The following is a 20721-nucleotide window of genomic DNA, read 5'->3' as shown; positions in this document are numbered from 1 at the left end:
GGCTCGACGACATGGCTTTGGACCTCGACGCGCTCTACACCGACCTGCACCGGCATCCCGAGCTGTCGTTCCAGGAGACGCGGACCGCCGCGGTCATCGCCGCCAAGCTCAGCGAGCTGGGCCTCAGCTACGAAGAGGGCGTCGGCCGCACCGGCGTCGTCACGGCGATCGAGAACGGCGACGGACCCGTCGTGTGGCTGCGCGCCGACATGGACGGCCTGCCCGTCCCCGAGCAGACCGGCCTGGACTACGCCTCGACGGCGCGCGGCGTTGACCCCGCCGGCAACGATGTGCCCGTCATGCACGCGTGCGGTCACGACATGCACGTCACGGCGCTGCTCGGCGCGATCGAGCGCCTCATCGCGATCCGCGACAAGTGGTCCGGCACCGTCGTCGCGGTGTTCCAGCCGGCCGAGGAGTACGGCGCCGGCTCGCAGGCGATGATCGCCGACGGCGTGCTCGACCGCTTCCCGAAGCCCGACATCGTCCTCGGTCAGCACGTCACGCCGCTGCCCGCCGGCGTCATCGGCGTGCGCCCCGGCACGCAGATGGCCGCCTCGGACGGACTGACCGTCGTCCTTCACGGCCGCGGCGGTCACGGGTCGCGCCCCCACTCGACGATCGACCCCGTCGTCATGGCCGCGGCGACCGTCATGCGCCTGCAGACCGTCGTCTCGCGCGAGGTCGACCCCCGCGACGTCGCCGTCGTCACCGTCGGCTCGATCCACGCGGGGCTGAAGAACAACATCATCCCGGCCGAGGCGAAGCTCGAGCTGAGCCTGCGCTACCCCGACGACGCGGCGCGCGAACGCGTCATGTCGAAGGTCGAGCGCATCGTCCGGGCCGAGGCCGCCGCATCCGGCGCCGAGACCGAGCCGACGATCAGCGTCGACCACACGCTCCCCCCGACCATCAACGACCACACGGCCACGGCGCGCCTGACCCGCGCGTTCGAGCGCACCTTCGGCGAGGGCAGCGTCGTCGACCCCGGCATGTTCACCGGCAGCGAGGACGTCTCGTGGTTCGCCCGCGAGGCCGGCGTGCCGCTGGTGTTCTGGTTCTGGGGAGGCGTCGACCCTCAGAAGTTCGCGGATGCCGTCGCCGGCGGCACCGTCGAACGCGACATCCCCACCAACCACTCGCCCTTCTTCGCCCCGGTCATGCACCCCACGATCGAACGCGGCGTCGAGAACCTCGTCGTGGCAGCCCAGGAGTTCCTCGCATGAGCGACCCCAACGACCCCTTCGCCGATTTCGAGCCGTACGAGCCGCCGCAGAAGCCGGAACGGGCCAAGCGCGAGAAGCGCGAGAAGCCGCCCCGCGAGAAGCGCGAGAAGCCGGAGCGCCAGCCCCGACCGCCGCGCGAGCCCCGCACGAAGGCCGCGCCGGTCATGGCCGACTGGCCCGACGAGCCCCGCGAGCCCCGCCCACCGCGCGCACCGCGCGACAACGAGGGCGGCGACCGTCGCACGCTCGTCATCCTGTCGGCGATCGCGGCCGCGCTGGTCGTCGCCGTCATCGTCGTGCTCGTGATCTATCTGACGCAGTCGCAGCAGGAGCCCACGGCCGACCCGGTGCCCACCGCGCCCGCGACGCAGGCCATCCCGCAGCAGACCGGAGCCCCGCAGGCACCGTCGCCGTCCGAGACGGCCGAGGCGGCGACATCCGGCCTGTCCGTGACCGCCGACGGCTTCACGATCACGGATGCCGCCGGCACGACGATCTTCACGCACGTCTGGGCGGATGACGCGGGTCCGGCGATCGCGGCGCTCACGGAGCTGTTCGGCCAGGCGCCCACCGAGGACTTCCAGAACGGCGACGCCGAGAACTACGCGTACAACATCTACGTCTGGGAGGGCTTCCGGCTCTACGACGTGTTCCTCAACGAGAGCAACCGCCCTCGCTCCGAGGTACCCGCCCCCACCTTCGTGTCGTTCGACTCCGACATCGACGTGCCGGTCACCGACGACTTCGGGGTCGAGCTCGACATGTCGGCCGACGAGGTCGCCGCGCTCGGACCCGATTCCGGACAGGGCGGGCGGTTCGTGTTCGGCTCCGACCGCAACACCTTCTACCAGGACGGCCAGCGCCGCTTCGGCGCATCCGTGACGGTCGAAGGGACGCGCGTCTCGGTCACCTACACCTTCCGCGCCGGCTGACACCGCACCGGCGCCGCCGCGGTGCGGCATCCGCCCGTTGGTCGTGACGAATTCGTTGCATCCCGGGAGGGGATCCGCCCTCCCGCGGCGGCGGGCGACTGCCAGGATGAGCGCGTGACCACCGCGACTTCTCGCCGACCCCTCATCATCCTCGGCATCGTGGCGGGGGTGCTGCTGATCGCCGCGCTCGTGGTGTTCCTGCTGATGCAACGTGGCGTGCAGCCCACGGCCGCGCCGTCGTCACTGAGCCCGACCGCGTCGGCATCGGCGACGCCGACGGCAACACCGACACCGGCACCTACTCCGACCTCGACGCCGACAGATGTCCAGCCGCAGGCGGCTGAGGTCGTCATGGCCGCGACCGGGTTCACGATCGTCGCCGACGACGGATCGACGCTGCTCGAGTTCCGCTGGCGCGACGAGGTCGAACCCGCTGTCGCCGCGCTGGCCGCGGCCTTCGGCGAGGAGCCGGAGCTCGGCGTCCACCCGGGCGATGGGAGCCACTTCCCCGACTACACGATGTACGACTGGGCCGGCTTCACCCTCTACGACATGATCGTCGCCGACGAGCGCGTGCCGCGTGATTCTTTCGGCATCCCGTCGTGGGCGAGCCTCCGCGCGAACGAGGTCTCCGGTGTCGCGCTGCGGCCCGAGTTCGGGCTCGCTATCGGCATGGACGTCGATTCCGTCCGCGCGACCGGCCCGGAGCAGGAATCGGATCTGCGGGAGCACGGCGACGGCCTGCACTTCGCATTCGACATCGGGCGCACCAGCCCGTGGCCGGAAGAAGGGTCGACGGAGGACTACACGTACAGCGTCTTCGCCAACACCGATGAGGCCGCAACCGAAGTCACCGAAATCACGTATCGCCCGTACTCCTGGCTCTGACCCGCGGCAACGCACAGCGGCGCGCAGGCGGCGGGTCGGCAACGCTCCGGTGACGACCGGCGCGGCGAGATTGCGCAGGGTGCCACGGCAGGCGTAGTGTCGCCCGCCGTGACCACTGACAGTCGCGAGCCCGGCGGCGAGACGACGCCCATCGCGAAGCGCATCCTCATCGGCGACCCGCTGGATTCCGAGAAGCTCGACGACCAGCTCCTCCCCAAGCGCCGCGCCCTGCCGATCTTCGCCTCCGACGCGCTGTCGTCGGTCGCATACGCGCCGCAGGAGCTGCTGATGATCCTCGCGATCGGTGGCACCGCGATGCTGGCCTTCAGCCCGGGCGTCGCGATCGCCGTCGTCGCACTGCTCGTGGTCGTGGTGCTCAGCTACCGACAGCTCATCAAGGCCTACCCGTCGGGCGGCGGCGACTACGAGGTCGCACGCACGAACCTCGGCGAGAAGGCCGGCGTGGTGGTCGCGGCCGCCCTGCTGGTCGACTACATCCTCACCGTCGCCGTCTCGGTCGCATCGGGCGTCGACAACATCATCTCGGCGCTGCCGCAGCTCGACCCGTGGCGCGTCGAGCTGGCGGTCGGCTTCGTCGTGCTGATCATCGTGGTGAACCTGCGCGGCGTACGCGAGGCGTCGTCGGCGTTCGCCGTGCCCACCTACGTGTTCATCGGCTCGGTCGCCGTCATGATCGTCACCGGTCTGGTGCGGGTCGTGCTCGGCGACGCGCCCGTCGCCTCGAGCGCGCAGTACGCGATCGAGGCCGAGAGCCTCAGCCAGGTCGCCCTGATCCTGCTCATCCTGCGCGCGTTCTCGAGCGGATGCTCGGCCCTCACTGGGGTCGAGGCCGTGTCGAACGGCGTGCCCGCATTCCGCGCGCCGAAGGTCGCGAACGCGCAGAAGACCCTCGTCATGATGGGCACCATCGCGATCCTGCTGTTCTCGGGCCTCACCGCCCTCGGGCTGATCGCCGGCGTCCACTACGCCGAGAACCCGTGCGCGCTCATCGGCTTCGACTGCGTCAACCAGCCGCAGCCGAGCCTCATGGCGCAGATCGCCGCCGCGACCTTCGGCATGGGCTCGATCCCCTTCTTCGTCATCCAGGCCGCGACCGCGTGCGTGCTGCTGCTGGCGGCCAACACCGCCTTCAACGGCTTCCCCCTGCTCGGCGCGGTGCTGGCCCGCGACGGCTACGCACCCAAGTCGCTGAACACCCGCGGCGACCGGCTCGTCTTCTCGAACGGCATGATCATCCTCGGCCTCGCCGCGATCCTCGTGCTCGTGGTCTTCCAGGCCGACCTCACCACGCTCATCCAGCTGTACATCATCGGCGTGTTCGTCTCGTTCTCGCTGGGCCAGGTCGGCATGGTCAAGCACTGGCGCCGAGAGCTGCGGCTGCTGCATCCCAAAGCCGCGGAGGAGCGCACCGAAGCACGCCGTGGTCTCATCATCAACGGCATCGGGGCGACGTTCACCGTCGCGGTGCTCATCATCGTCACCGTGACCAAGTTCACCCACGGCGCGTGGCTGGTCTTCATCGCCATCCCGATCCTCGCGTTCCTCATGGTGGGAGTCAGCCGCTACTACCGCGACGTCGAGCACGAGATCGAGATGGACGACGACGTGCACTACGGCTCGAGCGGCGACGTCGCCCTCGTCCTGGTGAACCGGCTGCAGAAGCCCGTCGCGAAGGCCATCGACTACGCCCTGTCGGCCAAGCACGACAAGACGATCGCCGTGCACGTGGCCGTGTCGAAGGAGTCGGCACAGGAGGTACAGACCGACTGGGAGGTGCACCGGATGCCGGTGCCGCTCGTGATCATCGAGTCGCCGTACCGGCAGTACGCCTCGCCCCTCGCCGCGTTCATCCGCGCGTACCGTGAGAAGCACGGCTCGTCGGTCGTGACGGTGTACCTGCCGCAGTACATCGTCGGCCACTGGTGGGAGACGTTCCTGCACAACCGCCGCGCCCGCCGCATCGCTCAACAGCTGATGATGGTGCACGGCGTGCAGATCACCCTCGTGCCGTGGCTGCTCGACTCGTCCGAGATCGTCTACGGCCGACGGTCCCGCCCGCTGCCCGGTGACGACCGCGCCGGCCGGGCCTCGACGACCTACGGCCTCGTCGCCCACACCGAGTCGCCCGACGAGCGCTGACCACCCTGCCGGGAGTCACCGCACCCCACCCCCACCCCGCCGCGGTCCGGGGGCCCGAGCCGGGCGGGCGGCGCGGGCGTAGCCTAGAGGGGTGACTTCCCCTGACCCCACCGGCGCCCCGAACGCCGGCGGTACCGCGCGCATCAGCCCGCTCGATGCGGTGAGCCTGCGCGCCGACTTCCCCATCCTCGCGGAGCAGGTCAACGGGCACCGGCTGGTGTACCTCGACTCGGCGGCGACGAGCCAGAAGCCCACGGCCGTGCTCGACGCCGAACGCGACTTCCTCACCCACGCGAACTCCGCCGTGCATCGCGGCGCGCACACCCTCGCGGCCGAGGCCACCGACCTCTTCGAGGACGCCCGCGCCGCCGTCGCCGGGTTCGTCGGCGCACCGCCCGAGCAGCTCGTCTGGACCAGCGGCGCCACCGCCGGCCTCAACCTCGTCGCCTATGCGATCGGCAACGCCACCCTCGGCCGGGGCGCGCCGGCCTCGGCGCGGTTCGCCCTCGCGCCCGGCGACGAGATCGTCACCACCGCCATCGAGCACCACGCCAACCTCATCCCGTGGCAGGAGCTCGCGGCCCGCACCGGCGCAGTGCTGCGCCACATCCCGGCGCGGGTCGACGGCACGCTCGACCTGGATGCCGCGGCATCCGTCATCGGTGAGCGCACACGTCTCGTGGCCTTCTCGCACGTCTCGAACGTGCTCGGCATCGTCAACCCGGTCGCCGAGATCGTCGCTCTTGCTCAGGCGGTCGGGGCGGTGACCGTGCTCGACGCGTGCCAGTCGGCGCCGCACCTGCCGCTCGACCTGCCCGCCCTGGGCGTCGACCTCGCCGTGTTCAGCGGGCACAAGATGCTCGGCCCCTACGCGATCGGCGGGCTGTACGGCCGGGCCAATGTGCTCGAGGCACTGCCGCCGTTCCTCACCGGCGGATCGATGATCACCACCGTGACGCTCGACCACGCCGAGTACCTGCCGGCTCCCCAGAAGTTCGAGGCCGGCACGCAGCCCGTCGGCCCCGCGATCGGTCTCGCGGCCGCCGTGCGCTACCTCCAAGGCGTCGGGCTCGAGAACATCCACGCCCACGAGACGGCCCTCGCCGAGCGCATGGGCGCCGGGCTCCGCGACATCCCCGGCGTCCGTCTGCTGGGCGATGCGCCCGGCGTCGAGCGCGTCGGCCTGTGGTCGTTCGACGTCGCCGGGGTGCACGCCCACGACGCCGGCCAGTTCCTCGACGCGCAGGGCATCGCGGTGCGCGTCGGCCACCACTGCGCCGCCCCGCTGCACCGGCAGTTCGGGATCACGGCATCCGTCCGCGCATCCACCGCGCTGTACAACACCGAGGATGACGTCGATCTGTTCCTCGACGCGGTGCGCGGCATCCGCGGGTACTTCGGCGTCACCGATGAGCTCGAAGGAGCGAACGCATGACCGGGCTGGACTCGCTGTACCAGGAGCTCATCCTCGATCACTCCAAGCACCCGGTCGGCAACCCGCTGCACGAGGTGGGCGACGCCGCGCACGCGGACTCGCACCAGAAGAACCCCGTGTGCGGCGATGAGATCACGCTGCGGGTCGCCGTCGACGGCGATCGCATCACCGAGGTCTCGTGGGAGGGCACGGGCTGCTCGATCTCGCAGGCATCCGCGTCGATGCTGGCCACGCTCGTGGCCGAAGAGGTCGAGGGCGAGGGGATGTCGCGCGCCGACGCGATCGCTCTGATCGAGGGCTTCCGCGAGGCGCTGCGCTCACGCGGCACCATCCCCCTCGACGAGGAGACGTTCGGCGACGCCGCGGCCCTGTCGGGGGTGTCGAAGTTTTCGGCCCGCGTCAAGTGCGCGATGCTCGCGTGGGTCGCTCTCGAGGACGGGCTCGCCCGCGCCTGACCGGCTCCCCCGCGCGGCTCACCAGGCCGACGGCCACGCAACGGATGCCGCGGGCCAGGTCGATCGCTGCAGCTCGGCGATCGTCTCGCGCTGGCGCTGCACGGCTTCGAGCGAGTCGGTGCGGAACGCCGTCGCGATGACGACGTCGCGCCAGTACTCGTCCCGGCTGCGGTAGGTGGCGAATGCGCGCGCCGCGAGCGGTTCGAGCAGCGCCCACGCCTCGTCGGCGCTCAGGTATCCGGCGACGAACGCGTAGCGCACGCCGCCGATCGCCCGCTCGATGTCGGCGGCGAGCAGCAGCCGCGGTGCTCGCTCGTCGCCGCCGCGGGCGAGGTCGTGGATATCGAAGACCGGCAGATCGGTGAGCGCCGCGATGCGCGACATCATGTGCTCGGCCGCGTCGCTGCCGGCGACCTCCGCGAAGCGGGTCGACAGCAGCCCCCGGGCCAGGGTGTCGGCGACGAGCAGCTCGGCGTCGGACCGCGACACGATCTTGAACTGCTCGTCGAGCGCGGCGCGCAGCTGCGGCATCGCCGGCAGCGGCAGCACGAACCAGGGCGAGCCCTCAGCGCCTTCACGGTGGCGGGCGCGCAGGTCCGGCGGCAGCTCGGCGAAGGTGGGGGTGAACGCGAGCGACGAGTTCCAGCCCCGCATGCCGAAGTCGCTGGCCGCGTCGAGGGCGAGCATCTGCTGCTGGTGGGGCGTGAGGGCCGGTCGTCCGGCGAGCGCGAGGTACTGCAGCTGGGCCCGCCGCGGCGCGCCGGCGTCGCGGACGGCCAGGACGATCGATGCGATCAGCAGCCCGAGGCACATCCCGAGGAAGAACCCGAACAGGTTCACGCCGAAGTCCGCCGTCCCGGCCCAGACGTACGACAGGACGAACCCCAGGATGCCGACGGGCGCCGCGATCGCCGTGACCGGCAGAGCGCGGCGCCCCCGAGCTTTGGGGTCGGCCTTGCGCCGCGCCTCGAGCACCCGCGCGTACCGCCATCTCGCGCGCACCGGGAACTCCACGTCGCCGGGATGGTTCTGCAGTGCGCGCACGGGTTCGGTCACCAGATCATCCTGGCAGCGCGGCGGCCCGCGCGGGTGCCGACGGTGAGCGCGGCGTCAGGCGCCGACCACCGCCGATTCGAGACGCGCGTACGAGGCCTCCATGCCGTCGGCCATCCCGGTGGCGAGGATCATGTCGCGGGTGTCCTTGTCGGGGTACTCGATCAGCAGCGTCAGGAGCGTGGCGCCGTCCTCTTCGTACAGCTGCAGGTCGTTGATCGTGGCGGGGCCTTCGGTGCCCGACATCCGCTCGGTGGTGACCTCGCGTCGAGGCGCGTCGAGCTGGAGCAACTCGCCCTCGAAACCGAACGCCGTCTCGGGGGCGCCGTCCTGCTCCCACCCGTAGCGGTAGCTGGCACCCACCTCGGTGGCGGGCTCGGCGACCGTCATCGACCAGCCGTCGGGGCCGAGCATCCACTTCTTCAGCAGCTCGGTCTCATGGTGCGCCCGCCAGACGAGGTCGCGCGGGCCGTCGATCAGCCGGGTGATGCGCACGTGCGTGTCGTCGAGCAGCTCGGTGCTCGTGCCGCGGCCCTGCGCGAACGAGCGCAGGTCTTGCACGACGGCATCCAGCTGTCCCATCGCCAGGCGCGAGCCCTCGATCGCACCCATCGCGATGACCTGCTCGAGACCCTCGGCCGACGTGAAGTAGGTCACGTTCGTCAGGCGCGAGCCGGCGTCGGTCTCGTCGAACGAGAAGATCATCCGCATCGCGGGGAACTGCTCCATCGGGTCGCCGTTCTCGTCGGCGAACGCGTCGAGCACCTCGAAGCTGCGGCCTTCGTCGATCGCGATGAACTCCCACGTGCCGCGCGACTTCTCGCCCTGCGGGCTTGTCATGGCGTACTGGGCGCGGCCGCCGGCGACGAAGTCGAAGCGGGTGAACGTCGCCGGCCAGCCCGGAGGGCCCCAGAAGCGCTCGAGCTGCGCCGGCTGCGTGAACGCGCGCCACAGCCGGTCGACGGGCGCGGCGACGTCGGCGACGAGGGTCATGGTGAGGTTCTCGGCATCGGTGGTGATGTCGGTGACGGGCATCGGATTCTCCTTCGAACGAATACGGCGAGGTGGGTGGGGTCAGGTCAGTCTTCGGGCTCGGCGAGCAGCGCGTCGAGGCGGTCGACGCGGGCCCGCCAGAGGTCTTCGTAGCGGGCGAGCAGGGCCCGGGCGCGGGCGATCATCGCCGGATCCGCGCGCACGAGGCGCTCGCGCCCCTCGGCCCGCTTGACGATGAGGCCGGCGGTCTCGAGCACGCCGACATGCTTCTGCACCGCCGCGAACGACATGTCGTAGTCGACCGCGAGGGCCGACACCGACTGCTCGCGCTCGATCGTGCGCCGCAGGATGTCGCGCCGCGTCGCGGTCGCGAGGGCGTGGAACAGGCGGTCGATGTCGTCATCGCTCAGCTCGCTCCGCTCACTCGGCCGGGGATCATTTCGTGCAACCATTTGGTTGTACGTTAGGACCGCGAGCGGGCGGTGTCAACAGTCCGACCGGCATCGGCGCTCCGGCCCCCGTGCAGCTCAGCGCTCCGGCTCAGCGGGAGGCGCAGTCGACGCACATCGTCGCGTGGGGCCGCACCTCGAGGCGCTCGACCGGGATGCCGCGGCCGCAGCTCTCGCACACGCCATAGGTGCCGGCGGCGACGCGGGCGAGCGAGGCCTCGACCTCGGCGAGCTCGGCGCGCGCACCGCGCTGCAGCGCCTCGACCCGCTGCCACTCGCCCGACAGCGTCGACCCCTCGGGGTCGTGCTCGTCGTCGGCGGTGGCATCCGCGCGGTCGTGGCGCAGGCTGTCGTCGTCGGCGCTCAGCCGCGCGAGCAACGCCGTGAGCTCGCGCGCACGCTCGTCGAGGCGCGCTTTCGGATCCATCCCGCGACCCTACGTCAAGCCGGTGACACCGCGGCCCGCGCGGGCGCAGGCTGGACGCGGAAGGGAGAACGACATGACCGATCACCACGACAACGAAGCCGAGCACACCGACGAGGGCGCTCAGCACTCCCCCGAGGAGAACCCGTCGACCGAGGAGCTCCAGGAGCCCAGCGTCGCGAAGGAGCCGGGCGAAGAGCCCAAAGCACCCGAGAAGAAGGACGAGGAGCCGAGCCACCACGCCGTCGGCATCGGCGTCATCGACGACGAGGCCTCGCCCCTCGGCTGAGCCGGCGCCGGCCGTCGCCCCGCGCCCGACCGTGAGGGGTGCGTGAGGAGCGACGGCGGGGGCGTATGGATAGCGTGAGGATCGCGGCCGCGGCGTCCGGCCGGGTGTTGCATCGGATCTCGTGCTCGATGTCATCTACCTCGCCGCGATCCTCGCGCTCTTCGCCGTCGTCGGCCTCGTCGCCCGGGGGGTCGAGAAGCTGTGATGTTCTTCTCCCTCCTGGCGGCCGGGCTCGCGATCGGCGCCATCGTCTACCTCGTCGTCGCTCTCGTGCGTCCCGAGCGGTTCTGACGTGGATGCCGCGCAGATCGGGTTCGCATCGCTTCAGATCGCGACCCTCGCCCTCATCCTCGTCCTGCTGTACCGCCCGCTCGGCGACTACATCGCCCGCGTCTACACGTCGCCGCGCGACCTCGCCCTCGAGCGCGGCACCTACCGCCTGATCGGGGTCGACCCGCGGGCCGAGCAGACCTGGCAGGCGTACGCCCGCGGCGTGCTGCTGTTCTCGCTCGTGGGCGTCGTGCTCGTCTACGCGCTGCAGCGCGTCCAGCCGCTGCTGCCGTTCAGCCTCGGGCTGCCCGCGCCGAGCGAGCACCTCTCGTTCAACACCGCCATCTCGTTCGTGGCCAACACGAACTGGCAGTCGTACTCGCCTGACGTCACGCTCGGCTACACGGTGCAGTTCGCCGGCCTCGCCGTGCAGAATTTCGTCTCGGCCGCCGTCGGCATGGCCGTCGCGATCGCCCTGGTGCGCGGTTTCGCGTACCGCCGCTCGGGCACCATCGGCAACTTCTGGGTCGACCTCGTCCGCGGGCTCACCCGCATCCTGCTGCCGATGGCGGTCATCGCGGCCGTCGTGCTGCTCGCGGGCGGCGTCGTCCAGAACGTCGCCGGGTTCGCCGACGTGCAGACCGTCGCCGGCGCGACGCAGTCGATCCCCGGCGGCCCGGTGGCGAGCCAGGAGGCCATCAAGCTGCTCGGCACGAACGGCGGCGGGTTCTTCAACGCGAACTCGGCGCACCCGTTCGAGAACCCCACGCCGTGGACGAACCTCTTCGAGGTCTTCCTGATGCTGGTCATCCCGTTCGCCATGCCGCGGGCGTTCGGCCGCATCGTCGGCGACGACCGACAGGGCTACGCGATCGTCGCGGTCATGGCGGGACTGTTCGTCGCGTCGCTGGCGCTCGGCACGTGGGCCGAGGTCGCCGGCGGCGGCACGGCCACGCAGCTCGCCGGTGCGGCGATGGAGGGCAAGGAAGCGCGCTTCGGCATCGCCGCGTCGGCGCTGTTCAACGCGACCTCCACCCTCACCTCGACGGGCGCGGTGAACTCGATGCTCGACAGCTACACGCCGCTGGGCGGCATGCTGCCGATGCTCAACATGATGCTCGGCGAGATCGCCCCGGGCGGCGTCGGCTCGGGCCTGTACGGGATGCTGGTGCTCGCGGTCATCGCGGTGTTCGTCGGCGGCCTGCTCATCGGCCGGACGCCCGAGTACCTCGGCAAGAAGATCGGCCCGCGCGAGATCAAGCTCGCGAGCCTGTACATCCTCGTGACCCCGACGCTCGTGCTCGCGGGCACGGCGCTGAGCTTCGCGATCCCCGCCGTCCGCGAGGACGTCGAGGGCACCTCGATCTGGAACCCCGGCGTCCACGGCCTGAGCGAAGTGCTCTACGCGTTCACCTCGGCGGCCAACAACAACGGCTCGGCCTTCGCGGGCATCACCGCCAACACCCCGTGGTTCAACACGGCCCTGGGTGTCGCGATGCTGCTCGGCCGCTTCATCCCGATCGTGCTCGTGCTCGCCCTGGCCGGGTCCCTCGCCGCGCAGGACAAGGTGCCCTCGAGCGCCGGCACCCTGCCGACGCACCGCCCGCAGTTCGCGGGCCTGCTCGCCGGCGTGGTCGTCATCATCACCGCGCTCACCTACTTCCCGGTCCTCACCCTCGGACCTCTCGCCGAAGGACTCTCCTGATGTCTGTCTCCCTGACCGATTCCCGCCCCGCGTCGACGGAACCGTCGCCGGCCTCGGGTGCGCCCCGCAACCGGCGGGCCTTCAGCGCCGAGCAGCTCGTCGCGGCGCTTCCCGGTGCCGCGCGCAAGCTGAACCCGGCCGCGCAGTGGCGCAACCCCGTCATGTTCCTCGTCTGGGTCGGCGCCGCGCTGACCACCGCGATCGCGATCGCGGAGCCGTTCCTCGGCGGCCCCGAAGCCTCGGGCGGCACGGCTGTGCCGACCGGCTTCACGTGGGGCATCGCCGTCTGGCTCTGGCTGACGGTGTTCTTCGCGAACGTGGCCGAATCGGTCGCCGAGGGACGCGGCAAGGCGCAGGCGGCGACGCTGCGCCAGACCCGCACGACGACGACCGCCCGCCGGGTGACCGCGTACGACGAGCGACAGGATGCCGCAGCGCGAACGACCGCGACGCAGGACGTCCCGTCGGCGGATCTTCGCCTGGGCGACGTCGTCGTGGTCGAGACGGGCGAGCTGATCCCCGGCGACGGCGACATCGTGCACGGCATCGCGACGGTCGACGAGTCGGCCATCACGGGCGAGTCGGCTCCCGTCGTTCGCGAGTCCGGCGGCGACCGCAGCGCCGTCACGGGCGGCACCCGCGTGCTGTCGGACCGCATCGTCGTGAAGATCACCTCGAAGCCCGGCGAGACGTTCGTCGACCGGATGATCGCCCTCGTCGAGGGCGCCGCCCGGCAGCGAACGCCCAACGAGATCGCGCTGAACATCCTGCTGGCGAGCCTGTCGATCGTGTTCGTCGTCGTCGTGCTCGCGATGAACCCGATCGCCTCGTACGCCGCGTCGCCCGTGAGCATCCCGGTGCTGGTCGCCTTGCTCGTCTGCCTCATCCCCACGACGATCGGGGCCCTGCTCTCGGCGATCGGCATCGCGGGCATGGACCGCCTCGTGCAGCGCAACGTCCTGGCGATGTCGGGCCGCGCCGTCGAGGCAGCGGGAGACGTCACGACGCTCCTGCTCGACAAGACCGGCACCATCACCTACGGCAACCGCCGCGCCTCGGAGTTCGTCGCGATGCCCGGTGTCGAGGGCGCGGAGCTTGCGCGCGCGGCATCCCTGTCGTCCCTGTCCGACCCGACGCCCGAGGGCACCTCGGTGGTCGAACTCGCCGCGACGCAGCACATCGTCGCGGAGCTGCCGCGCGACGCCGTCGCCGTGGCGTTCACGGCACAGACCCGCATGAGCGGCGTCGACCTGCCGGACGGCACGCAGGTGCGCAAGGGCGCCGCGGGGTCGGTGCTCGCGTGGCTCGAGACGTCGGGGCCGTCCGCGGCCGGTGACCCGCGCGCCGAGCTGTCGCGCATCGCCGACGAGATCGCGCAGTCGGGTGGGACGCCCCTCGCCGTCGCGACGCTCGACGCGGACGGGACGGGCCGGCTGCTCGGCGTCATCCACCTGAAGGATGTCGTCAAGGACGGGCTGCGCGAGCGCTTCGCGGAGCTGCGCTCGATGGGCATCCGCACCGTCATGATCACGGGCGACAACCCGCTGACCGCCGCGGCCATCGCGAAGGAGGCGGGCGTCGACGACTACCTCGCCGAGGCGACCCCCGAAGACAAGCTCGCGCTGATCCGCAAGGAGCAGGAGGGCGGACACCTCGTCGCGATGACCGGCGACGGCACGAACGACGCCCCGGCGCTGGCCCAGGCCGATGTCGGCGTCGCGATGAACACCGGCACGTCGGCCGCGAAGGAGGCCGGCAACATGGTCGACCTCGACTCCGACCCGACCAAGCTCATCGACATCGTGCGCATCGGCAAGCAGCTGCTCATCACCCGCGGCGCGCTGACGACGTTCTCGCTCGCCAACGACATCGCCAAGTACTTCGCGATCATCCCGGCGATGTTCATGGGCGTGTTCCCGGGCCTCGCGGCCCTGAACATCATGCAGCTGTCGTCGCCGGCCTCGGCCGTCACGAGCGCGATCGTCTTCAACGCGATCGTCATCGTCGTGCTCATCCCCCTCGCCCTGCGGGGCGTGAAGTACCGGGCGGCGAGCGCGTCGTCGATCCTCAGCCGCAACCTCGTCGTGTACGGGGTGGGCGGCGTCGTCGCCCCGTTCCTCGGCATCAAGCTGATCGACCTCGTCGTCAGCGTCATCCCGGGCTTCTGAGCCCGCGTCTGGAGTCACGTCATGTCCACCGCACGCACCGCCGTCCGCACGACCGGGGTCGCCGTCCGCGCGATGCTCGTCTTCACCCTCGTCCTCGGGCTCGGCTACACGCTCGTCATCACCGCGGTCGGGCTCGCAATGCCCGCGCAGGCGAACGGCTCGCTGCTGCGCGACGCCGACGGCGAGGTCGTCGGCTCGGCGCTCATCGGGCAGTCCTTCACGGATGCCGACGGCGCGGCCCTGCCGCAGTACTTCCAGTCCCGTCCCTCGGCCGCCGGCGACGGCTACGACGCGGCAGCCTCGAGCGGCTCGAACCTGGGCCCGAACAACGCCGACCTCGTCGCCGCGGTCGCGGAGCGGCGCGAAGCCGTCGCCGCGCTCGAGGGTGTCGCGGTCGACGCGGTGCCGGCCGATGCCGTGACCGCGTCGGGCTCGGGCCTCGACCCGCACATCTCGCCCGCCTACGCCGAACTGCAGGTGGCTCGCGTCGCCGCCGAGCGCGGCCTGCCGGAGGCCGAGGTGCGCGAGCTCGTCGCCGCGCACACGGCGGGACGAGACCTGGGGTTCCTCGGCGAGCCGCGGGTGAACGTCGTCGAGCTGAACCTCGCTCTCGATGGCGTCGCTCCGGACGCGGGCGGGAACTAGGGTGATCCCGTGAAGCGCGGGAAGCTCCGGGTGCTGCTGGGCGCGGCCCCGGGCGTCGGCAAGACCTACGAGATGCTCGAAGAGGGCCGCCGGCTGCAGGATGCCGGCGTCGACGTCGTCATCGCCGTGGTCGAGACCCACGGGCGCGCCGCCACCGCGGCGTTGACCGTGGGTCTCCCCCTGATCCCGCGGCGCCGCATCGAGCATCGGGGGGTCGCGCTCGACGAGATGGACCTCGAGGCGGTGCTCGCGCGGGCGCCGCGGGTCGCCCTCGTCGACGAGCTCGCCCACACCAACGTCGGCGGGTCGCGAAACGACAAGCGCTGGCAGGACGTCGAAGAGCTGCGCGACGCGGGCATCGACGTCATCACGACCGTCAATGTGCAGCACATCGAGTCGCTCGGAGACGTCGTCGAGCAGATCACGGGTATCGCGCAGCGCGAGACGGTGCCGGATGCCGTCGTGCGCTCGGCCGATCCGATCGAGCTGGTCGACCTCGCGCCGCCGTCGCTGCGCGACCGGCTCGCCGCCGGCCTCGTGTACCCCGCCGAGCGCATCGACGCCGCGCTGTCGAATTACTTCCGCCTCGGCAACCTCACGGCGCTGCGCGAACTCGCGCTGCTGTGGCTGGCCGACGAGGTCGACAGCGCCCTCAAGGACTACCGCGCCGAGCACGGCATCCGGGGCACGTGGCAGGCGCGCGAGCGCGTCGTGGTCGCCCTCACCGGCGGTCCCGAGGGCGAGACGTTGATCCGCCGCGGGGCACGCATCGTCGATCGGTCGGCGGGCGGCGAGCTGTTGGCCGTCCACGTCTCGGGGCAGGACGGGCTGCGGACGGCCGATCCCGCGGCTCTGGCCGATCAGCGCGCTCTCGTCGAGTCGCTCGGGGGCACCTACCACCAGGTGGTCGGCGACGACATCCCGGCCGCGCTCGTCGAGTTCGCGCGCTCGGTCAACGCGTCGCAGCTCGTCGTCGGCGTCAGCCGTCGTGGCCGCCTGGCCGCCGCCCTCACCGGTCCCGGGATCGGCGCGACGGTCATCCGCGAGTCCGGCGACATCGACGTGCACGTCGTCACCCACGCCGCCGCGGGCGGACGCTTCGCCCTGCCGCGCATCGCCGGCGGGGCGTTGAGCGTACGTCGCCGCGTCCTGGGTTTCGTCGTGGCCCTGACCGGCGGGCCGCTGCTGACCTGGCTGCTGGTCGCGCTGCGCAGCCCCGAATCGATCACGAGCGACGTGCTGGCATATCAGCTGCTCGTCGTCGTCGTCGCGCTCGTGGGCGGACTGTGGCCCGCGGTCTTCGCGGCCGTGATGTCGGGCGTGACCCTCGACTTCTTCTTCGTCGCGCCGCTGTTCACCGTCACGATCTCGGACCCCCTGCACGCGTGGGCGCTCGTACTGTACGTCGTGATCGCGCTGCTCGTCAGCGTCATCGTCGATCAGGCGGCGAAGGGCACCCGGGCCGCCCGCCGCGCGACCGCCGAGGCCGAGCTCCTCGCCGCCGTGGCCGGCAGCGTGCTGCGCGGCGACGGGTCGATCCCGGCGCTCGTGTCGCGGGCGCGCGAAGCCTTCGGGATGTCGGGAGCCCGACTCGTCGCGACCGACGGAGCCGTGCTCGCCGCCGACGGCGAGCCGGTGCGCGACGACCGGCACCTGCGCGTGCCCGTGTCGGACCGGGCCGTGCTCGAGCTGCACGGCGGCGAGCTGGGCGGGTCGGAGCGCCGCCTGCTCGACGTCGTCGTGGCGCAGCTCGCGGCGTCGCTCGAACAGGTCGATCTGCAGCAGTCGGCGCGCACGGCGACGGTGCTGGCCGAGACCGACCGCGTGCGCAGCGCGCTGCTCTCGGCCGCCAGCCACGACCTGCGCCGCCCGCTGGCCGCGGCCGTCGCGGCGCTGGGCGGGCTGCGCGCCGCCGGCCCGGCCCTGAGCGAGGCCGACCGGGCGGAGCTGCTCGACACCGCCGGCGAGAGCCTCGACGCGCTGACGACGCTCGTGACCGATCTGCTCGACGTCAGCCGCATCGAGGCCGGCGCCCTCGCCGTCGCGCTGCGCCCGGTGGATGCCGCCGACGTCGTCCTCGCCGCCGTCGACGAGCTGGCGCTCGGTCCCGGCGACGTCGAACTCGCGCTCGACGAAGACCTGCCCCCGATCGTCGCCGACCCCGTGCTGCTCCAGCGCGTCGTCGTCAACGTGCTCGCCAACGCGCACCGGCACGCCCCTGCCGGCGGTGCTGTGCGCATCGCGACGAGCGCCCTCGGCGGACGCGCGCAGATCCGCGTCATCGACCACGGCCCCGGCATCCCGGTCGAGCGTCACGCCGATGTCTTCGCGCCGTTCCAACGTCTCGGCGACGCCGACAACACGACGGGCCTCGGGCTCGGACTGGCCCTGTCGAAGGGGTTCACCGAGGGCATGCAGGGCACGCTGACCCCCGAACAGACGCCCGGTGGCGGACTCACGATGGTCGTCGAGCTGCCGACCGCGGCGCCGCCGGCCCGCCGAGGGGAGAGGATCGACGCGTGAAGATCCTCCTGGCCGACGACGACCCCCAGCTCGTCCGCGCCCTGCGCATCACGCTCGGTGCCCACGGCTACGACGTCGTCACGGCCGCCGACGGCGCCGCCGCGATCGCCTCGGCCGCCTCCGAGCACCCCGACGTGATCGTCCTCGACCTCGGGATGCCGCGCCTCGACGGCGTCGCCGTCATCGAGGCCGTCCGCGGGTGGAGCGACGTCCCGATCATCGTCGTGTCGGGCCGCACCGGGTCGGCCGACAAGGTGACCGCCCTCGACGCCGGGGCCGACGACTACGTCACGAAGCCCTTCCAGATCGACGAGCTGCTCGCGCGATTGCGCGCGCTGACCCGGCGCACCGGCGGTGCGGCATCCGTGCCCCTCGTCCGGCTCGGCGACGTCGAGATCGACCGGGCCGCGAAAACCGTCACGCGCGCCGGCGAGCGCGTGCATCTGACCCCCACCGAGTGGCGGATGCTGGACTTCCTCGCGCGCAGCCCCGGCGCCCTCGTGACGCGGCACGACCTGCTCAAGGAGCTGTGGGGCACCGAGCAGGTCAACGACACCGGCTACCTGCGCCTGTACGTCTCGCAGCTGCGCAAGAAACTCGAGGCCGACCCGGCGCACCCCGAGCACCTGCTCACGGAAGCGGGAATGGGATATCGGCTCGTCGCGTCGTGACGGCCGCGCCATAATGATCGCTGGTCATCACGCGAGGGCGCCTCGCCGCGGCCATCTGGAGGAGCGCATGCCGTTTCGGACGAAGGAAACCCTGGAGGCCTGGCTGGTCGAGTTCGCCGAGCTCGGCTACCCCCTCAGCGACCGGCTGCGGGTCATGCCGCAGGACGGCAGCGACGGCCACGACACCGGCCTCATCGGCCTCGACCTCATCAACGCCGGAACCGTGACCTATCTGCAGCCCGAGCCCATCGGCTCGACGCACTGGGCGGTGACCTTCGAGGCCCGCGAGCTGGACGTCACCCTCGCCGCGGGCCGCGCGCTCGAGCTGTCGACCGAGCTGGCGATGCTCTCGGCGCTGTGCGCGTTCCTGCAGACGAAGTCGGTCGCCTTCCTCGCCGAGCACATGCCCGAGAGTCGCACCGGTGTCAAGGCTCTAGGAAGCGCCGCCACCCCGTCCTAGCTTCCGAGAAGGATCGCGCGAGCGATTCGCCCGTCTCGAGGCATCCGGAGGACGACATAGCCAGCACGACCCCTGCGCGGCCGACGGCAGTCCGCGCTTCGCCCCAGCGCCGGGCGCGACAGAAGTACAACAAGCGCGAGGCTCTCGCGGGCTACCTCTTCCTGACGCCGTGGATCATCGGCTTCCTGGTGTTCACCGTCGGGGCGATGGTCTACAGCCTGTACATCTCGTTCAGCAGCTACAACCTCGCGACGAACTCGGCGCGGCCGATCGGGTTCGACAACTACGCCCGCCTCTTCGAAGACCCGCGGGTGGGCGTCTCGCTGGCCAACACGCTGTTCTACGCGGTCATGGCCGTGCCGCTCGAGATCGCCTTCGCCCTCGTGCTCGCGCTGCTGCTGAACCGGATGGGCCGGGGCGCCGGCGTCTTCCGCACGCTGTACTACCTGCCGAAGATGACGCCCGCCGTGGCGACGGCGGCCGTGTTCTTCCTGCTGCTCAACGGCAACTCCGGCGCGATCAACCAGGGCCTCGCCGCCATCGGCATCCCGGGGCCGCAATGGCTCGTCGACCCCGACTGGGTGAAGCCCAGCATCGTCATCATGGCGCTGTGGACCGTGAGCGGCACGATGGTGATCTTCCTCGCCGCGCTCAAGAACGTGCCCGTCGAGCTGTACGAGGTCGCCTCGCTCGACGGCGCGGGCCCGATCCGGAAGTTCTTCTCCATCACGCTGCCGATGATCTCGGGCGCCATGTTCTTCAACGTCATCGTGCTCTCGATCGCCGCGTTCCAGGTCTTCGACCAGGCGTACCTGCTGTTCTGGCGCGATCAGAGCAACTCATCGCCCGAAGCGTCGCTGTTCTACGCGATCTACCTCTTCCAGCAAGCGTTCCGCCAGTTCAACTTCGGGTTCGCCGCCGCGATGGCGTGGCTGCTGTTCGTCATCATCATGGCCGTCACCGTCATCCAGGTGAAGTTCGGGAACCGCTTCGTCTACTACGAGGGGGACCGCTGATGGCCATCTCGCAACAGACCCCCGGCGTGGGACGTCCGACGCCCGAACTTGCGGCGACGGTCCTGCCCGAGACCCAGCCCGCCCCTCAACGGCGACGACGCATCGGCACACCGAAGACCGTCGCCGGTCGCGTCACCCTCGCCGCCATCTCGACCGGGTTCGCGCTGCTGTTCCTGTACCCGTTCGCGTGGCTGCTCGCGGCGAGCTTCAAGCCCCGCGGCGAGGTGTTCGACAACCGCCTCATCCCGCAGACGTTCGTCCCCGAGAACTACGTCGAGGTCTGGAACCAGCTGCCGCTGCTGAGCTGGATGTTCAACAGCGTCGCGATCGCCCTGCTGGCGGCGACGGCGGTGTCGATCTCGAGCTCCATCGTCGCCTTCGGCTTCGCCTACTTCTCGTTCCCGGGACGCAAGCTGCTGTTCGGGCTGGTGCTGGCCACGATGATGCTGCCCGGGGCGGTGACGATGATCCCCGTCTACCTGATCTGGAAAGAGACCGGTCTGCTCGGCACGTGGGTGCCGCTGTGGGGGGCCAACCTCTTCGGCTCGGCGTTCTACATCTTCTTGCAGCGGCAGTTCTTCCTGGGCCTGCCCCGCGAGCTGTTCGAGGCGGCGCGCATCGACGGGGCGAGCGCCTGGGGGCTGTTCTGGCGCATCGCGATGCCACTGTCGGTGCCCTCGTTTGTCATCGTGTTCCTGTTCGAGTTCCAGGCCAGCTGGAACAACCTGCAGGCGGCGCTGATCTACCTCAACGCCGGCACGGTCGACGAGTTCACCGCGCCCCTCGGCATCGCCTACGCGATGACGAAGTACAGCCCCACAGCCGGCGGCCAGGGCGACTACCAGTACGTGATGGTGGCCTCGCTGCTCGTCACGCTGCCCATGCTCATCCTCTTCGCGTTCGGCCAGCGCTACTTCATCGAAGGTGTGGCGACGCAGGGACGCAAGGGATGACCCGCG

The 20721-nt window shown here is 71.1% G+C and carries 20 protein-coding genes; 16 read left to right on the top strand and 4 right to left on the bottom strand.

Annotated features, from left to right (window positions below; translation table 11 throughout):
• The first annotated feature begins 11 nt into the window (after positions 1-11).
• From PUW82_RS02765 to sufU, 6 genes are all read left to right on the top strand, one after another.
• Positions 12-1226 carry an amidohydrolase gene (locus PUW82_RS02765; RefSeq protein ID WP_274220811.1) on the top strand — a complete coding sequence of 405 codons (1215 nt, stop codon included), beginning with the start codon at positions 12-14 and terminating at the stop codon, positions 1224-1226.
• Positions 1223-2158: a hypothetical protein gene (locus tag PUW82_RS02760; protein WP_274220810.1), complete on the top strand. Its 936-nt coding sequence runs from the start codon at positions 1223-1225 to the stop codon at positions 2156-2158. The genes PUW82_RS02765 and PUW82_RS02760 overlap by 4 nt, the downstream gene beginning before the upstream one ends.
• 114 nt (positions 2159-2272) lie before the next feature.
• Positions 2273-3046 (top strand): hypothetical protein, encoded by a 774-nt coding sequence (locus PUW82_RS02755; protein ID WP_274220809.1) that lies wholly within the window; start codon positions 2273-2275, stop codon positions 3044-3046.
• Between the two features lie 96 nt (positions 3047-3142).
• The gene (locus PUW82_RS02750) at positions 3143-5206 is read left to right on the top strand and encodes an APC family permease (protein ID WP_274220808.1); all 2064 of its coding nucleotides are present in this window, start codon (positions 3143-3145) and stop codon (positions 5204-5206) included.
• A gap of 91 nt (positions 5207-5297) precedes the next feature.
• Positions 5298-6641, top strand: a complete 1344-nt coding sequence (locus PUW82_RS02745; RefSeq protein WP_420792707.1) for a SufS family cysteine desulfurase — start codon at positions 5298-5300, stop codon at positions 6639-6641.
• Entirely contained in the window at positions 6638-7096 is a 459-nt protein-coding gene (gene sufU, locus PUW82_RS02740; protein ID WP_274220807.1) for a Fe-S cluster assembly sulfur transfer protein SufU, read from the top strand. Before PUW82_RS02745 ends, sufU begins: the two co-directional genes overlap by 4 nt.
• Positions 7097-7114: 18 nt before the next feature.
• On the opposite strand, the gene PUW82_RS02735 is transcribed toward sufU, so the two are convergent.
• The 4 genes from PUW82_RS02735 to PUW82_RS02720 form a co-directional block, all read right to left on the bottom strand.
• A complete protein-coding gene (locus tag PUW82_RS02735; RefSeq protein WP_274220806.1) occupies positions 7115-8152 on the bottom strand; it encodes a DUF1266 domain-containing protein in 1038 nt (345 codons plus the stop codon).
• A gap of 54 nt (positions 8153-8206) precedes the next feature.
• Complete coding sequence (locus tag PUW82_RS02730) at positions 8207-9184, bottom strand: SRPBCC family protein (RefSeq protein WP_274220805.1); 978 nt, start codon at positions 9182-9184, stop codon at positions 8207-8209.
• Between the two features lie 44 nt (positions 9185-9228).
• Complete coding sequence (locus PUW82_RS02725) at positions 9229-9594, bottom strand: ArsR/SmtB family transcription factor (protein ID WP_274220804.1); 366 nt, start codon at positions 9592-9594, stop codon at positions 9229-9231.
• An 88-nt stretch (positions 9595-9682) separates the two neighbouring features.
• Positions 9683-10018 carry a TraR/DksA family transcriptional regulator gene (locus PUW82_RS02720; protein ID WP_274220803.1) on the bottom strand — a complete coding sequence of 112 codons (336 nt, stop codon included), beginning with the start codon at positions 10016-10018 and terminating at the stop codon, positions 9683-9685.
• A gap of 73 nt (positions 10019-10091) precedes the next feature.
• Between PUW82_RS02720 and PUW82_RS02715 the strand changes: the two genes are divergently transcribed.
• From PUW82_RS02715 to PUW82_RS02670, 10 genes are all read left to right on the top strand, one after another.
• Positions 10092-10304: a hypothetical protein gene (locus tag PUW82_RS02715; RefSeq protein WP_274220802.1), complete on the top strand. Its 213-nt coding sequence runs from the start codon at positions 10092-10094 to the stop codon at positions 10302-10304.
• A gap of 204 nt (positions 10305-10508) precedes the next feature.
• Positions 10509-10595: a potassium-transporting ATPase subunit F gene (locus tag PUW82_RS02710; RefSeq protein WP_301672709.1), complete on the top strand. Its 87-nt coding sequence runs from the start codon at positions 10509-10511 to the stop codon at positions 10593-10595.
• Position 10596: 1 nt separating this feature from the next.
• Positions 10597-12279: a potassium-transporting ATPase subunit KdpA gene (kdpA, locus tag PUW82_RS02705; protein ID WP_274220800.1), complete on the top strand. Its 1683-nt coding sequence runs from the start codon at positions 10597-10599 to the stop codon at positions 12277-12279.
• On the top strand, positions 12279-14447 hold the full coding sequence (gene kdpB / locus PUW82_RS02700; RefSeq protein ID WP_274220799.1) for a potassium-transporting ATPase subunit KdpB: 2169 nt from the start codon (positions 12279-12281) through the stop codon (positions 14445-14447). Before kdpA ends, kdpB begins: the two co-directional genes overlap by 1 nt.
• Before the next feature lie 21 nt (positions 14448-14468).
• Positions 14469-15092: a potassium-transporting ATPase subunit KdpC gene (gene kdpC / locus PUW82_RS02695; protein ID WP_274220798.1), complete on the top strand. Its 624-nt coding sequence runs from the start codon at positions 14469-14471 to the stop codon at positions 15090-15092.
• A gap of 9 nt (positions 15093-15101) precedes the next feature.
• A complete protein-coding gene (locus PUW82_RS02690) occupies positions 15102-17615 on the top strand; it encodes an ATP-binding protein (RefSeq protein ID WP_274220797.1) in 2514 nt (837 codons plus the stop codon).
• Positions 17612-18286, top strand: a complete 675-nt coding sequence (locus PUW82_RS02685) for a response regulator (protein ID WP_274220796.1) — start codon at positions 17612-17614, stop codon at positions 18284-18286. Before PUW82_RS02690 ends, PUW82_RS02685 begins: the two co-directional genes overlap by 4 nt.
• 67 nt (positions 18287-18353) lie before the next feature.
• On the top strand, positions 18354-18746 hold the full coding sequence (locus tag PUW82_RS02680; RefSeq protein ID WP_274220795.1) for a hypothetical protein: 393 nt from the start codon (positions 18354-18356) through the stop codon (positions 18744-18746).
• 56 nt (positions 18747-18802) lie between these two features.
• The gene (locus tag PUW82_RS02675) at positions 18803-19762 is read left to right on the top strand and encodes a carbohydrate ABC transporter permease (RefSeq protein ID WP_420792731.1); all 960 of its coding nucleotides are present in this window, start codon (positions 18803-18805) and stop codon (positions 19760-19762) included.
• A complete protein-coding gene (locus tag PUW82_RS02670; protein WP_274220794.1) occupies positions 19762-20715 on the top strand; it encodes a carbohydrate ABC transporter permease in 954 nt (317 codons plus the stop codon). The genes PUW82_RS02675 and PUW82_RS02670 overlap by 1 nt, the downstream gene beginning before the upstream one ends.
• The last annotated feature ends 6 nt before the right edge of the window (positions 20716-20721 follow it).

Origin of the sequence: Microbacterium thalli (assembly GCF_028737325.1) — a bacterium.
Classification (GTDB): domain Bacteria; phylum Actinomycetota; class Actinomycetes; order Actinomycetales; family Microbacteriaceae; genus Microbacterium; species Microbacterium thalli.
Note: the sequence above shows the minus strand (reverse complement) of the source record. Positions and strands in the feature narration are given on the sequence as shown.

Bases quoted from the DNA above. Each gene is read 5' to 3' on its own strand.
- PUW82_RS02765 (WP_274220811.1), top strand. From the start codon at position 12: ATGGCTTTGGACCTCGACGCGCTCTACACCGACCTGCACCGGCATCCC.
- PUW82_RS02760 (WP_274220810.1), top strand. From the start codon at position 1,223: ATGAGCGACCCCAACGACCCCTTCGCCGATTTCGAGCCGTACGAGCCG.
- sufU (WP_274220807.1), top strand. From the start codon at position 6,638: ATGACCGGGCTGGACTCGCTGTACCAGGAGCTCATCCTCGATCACTCC.
- PUW82_RS02730 (WP_274220805.1), bottom strand. From the start codon at position 9,184: ATGCCCGTCACCGACATCACCACCGATGCCGAGAACCTCACCATGACC.
- PUW82_RS02725 (WP_274220804.1), bottom strand. From the start codon at position 9,594: ATGGTTGCACGAAATGATCCCCGGCCGAGTGAGCGGAGCGAGCTGAGC.
- PUW82_RS02720 (WP_274220803.1), bottom strand. From the start codon at position 10,018: ATGGATCCGAAAGCGCGCCTCGACGAGCGTGCGCGCGAGCTCACGGCG.
- PUW82_RS02715 (WP_274220802.1), top strand. From the start codon at position 10,092: ATGACCGATCACCACGACAACGAAGCCGAGCACACCGACGAGGGCGCT.
- PUW82_RS02710 (WP_301672709.1), top strand. From the start codon at position 10,509: ATGTTCTTCTCCCTCCTGGCGGCCGGGCTCGCGATCGGCGCCATCGTC.
- kdpB (WP_274220799.1), top strand. From the start codon at position 12,279: ATGTCTGTCTCCCTGACCGATTCCCGCCCCGCGTCGACGGAACCGTCG.
- kdpC (WP_274220798.1), top strand. From the start codon at position 14,469: ATGTCCACCGCACGCACCGCCGTCCGCACGACCGGGGTCGCCGTCCGC.
- PUW82_RS02680 (WP_274220795.1), top strand. From the start codon at position 18,354: ATGCCGTTTCGGACGAAGGAAACCCTGGAGGCCTGGCTGGTCGAGTTC.
- PUW82_RS02670 (WP_274220794.1), top strand. From the start codon at position 19,762: ATGGCCATCTCGCAACAGACCCCCGGCGTGGGACGTCCGACGCCCGAA.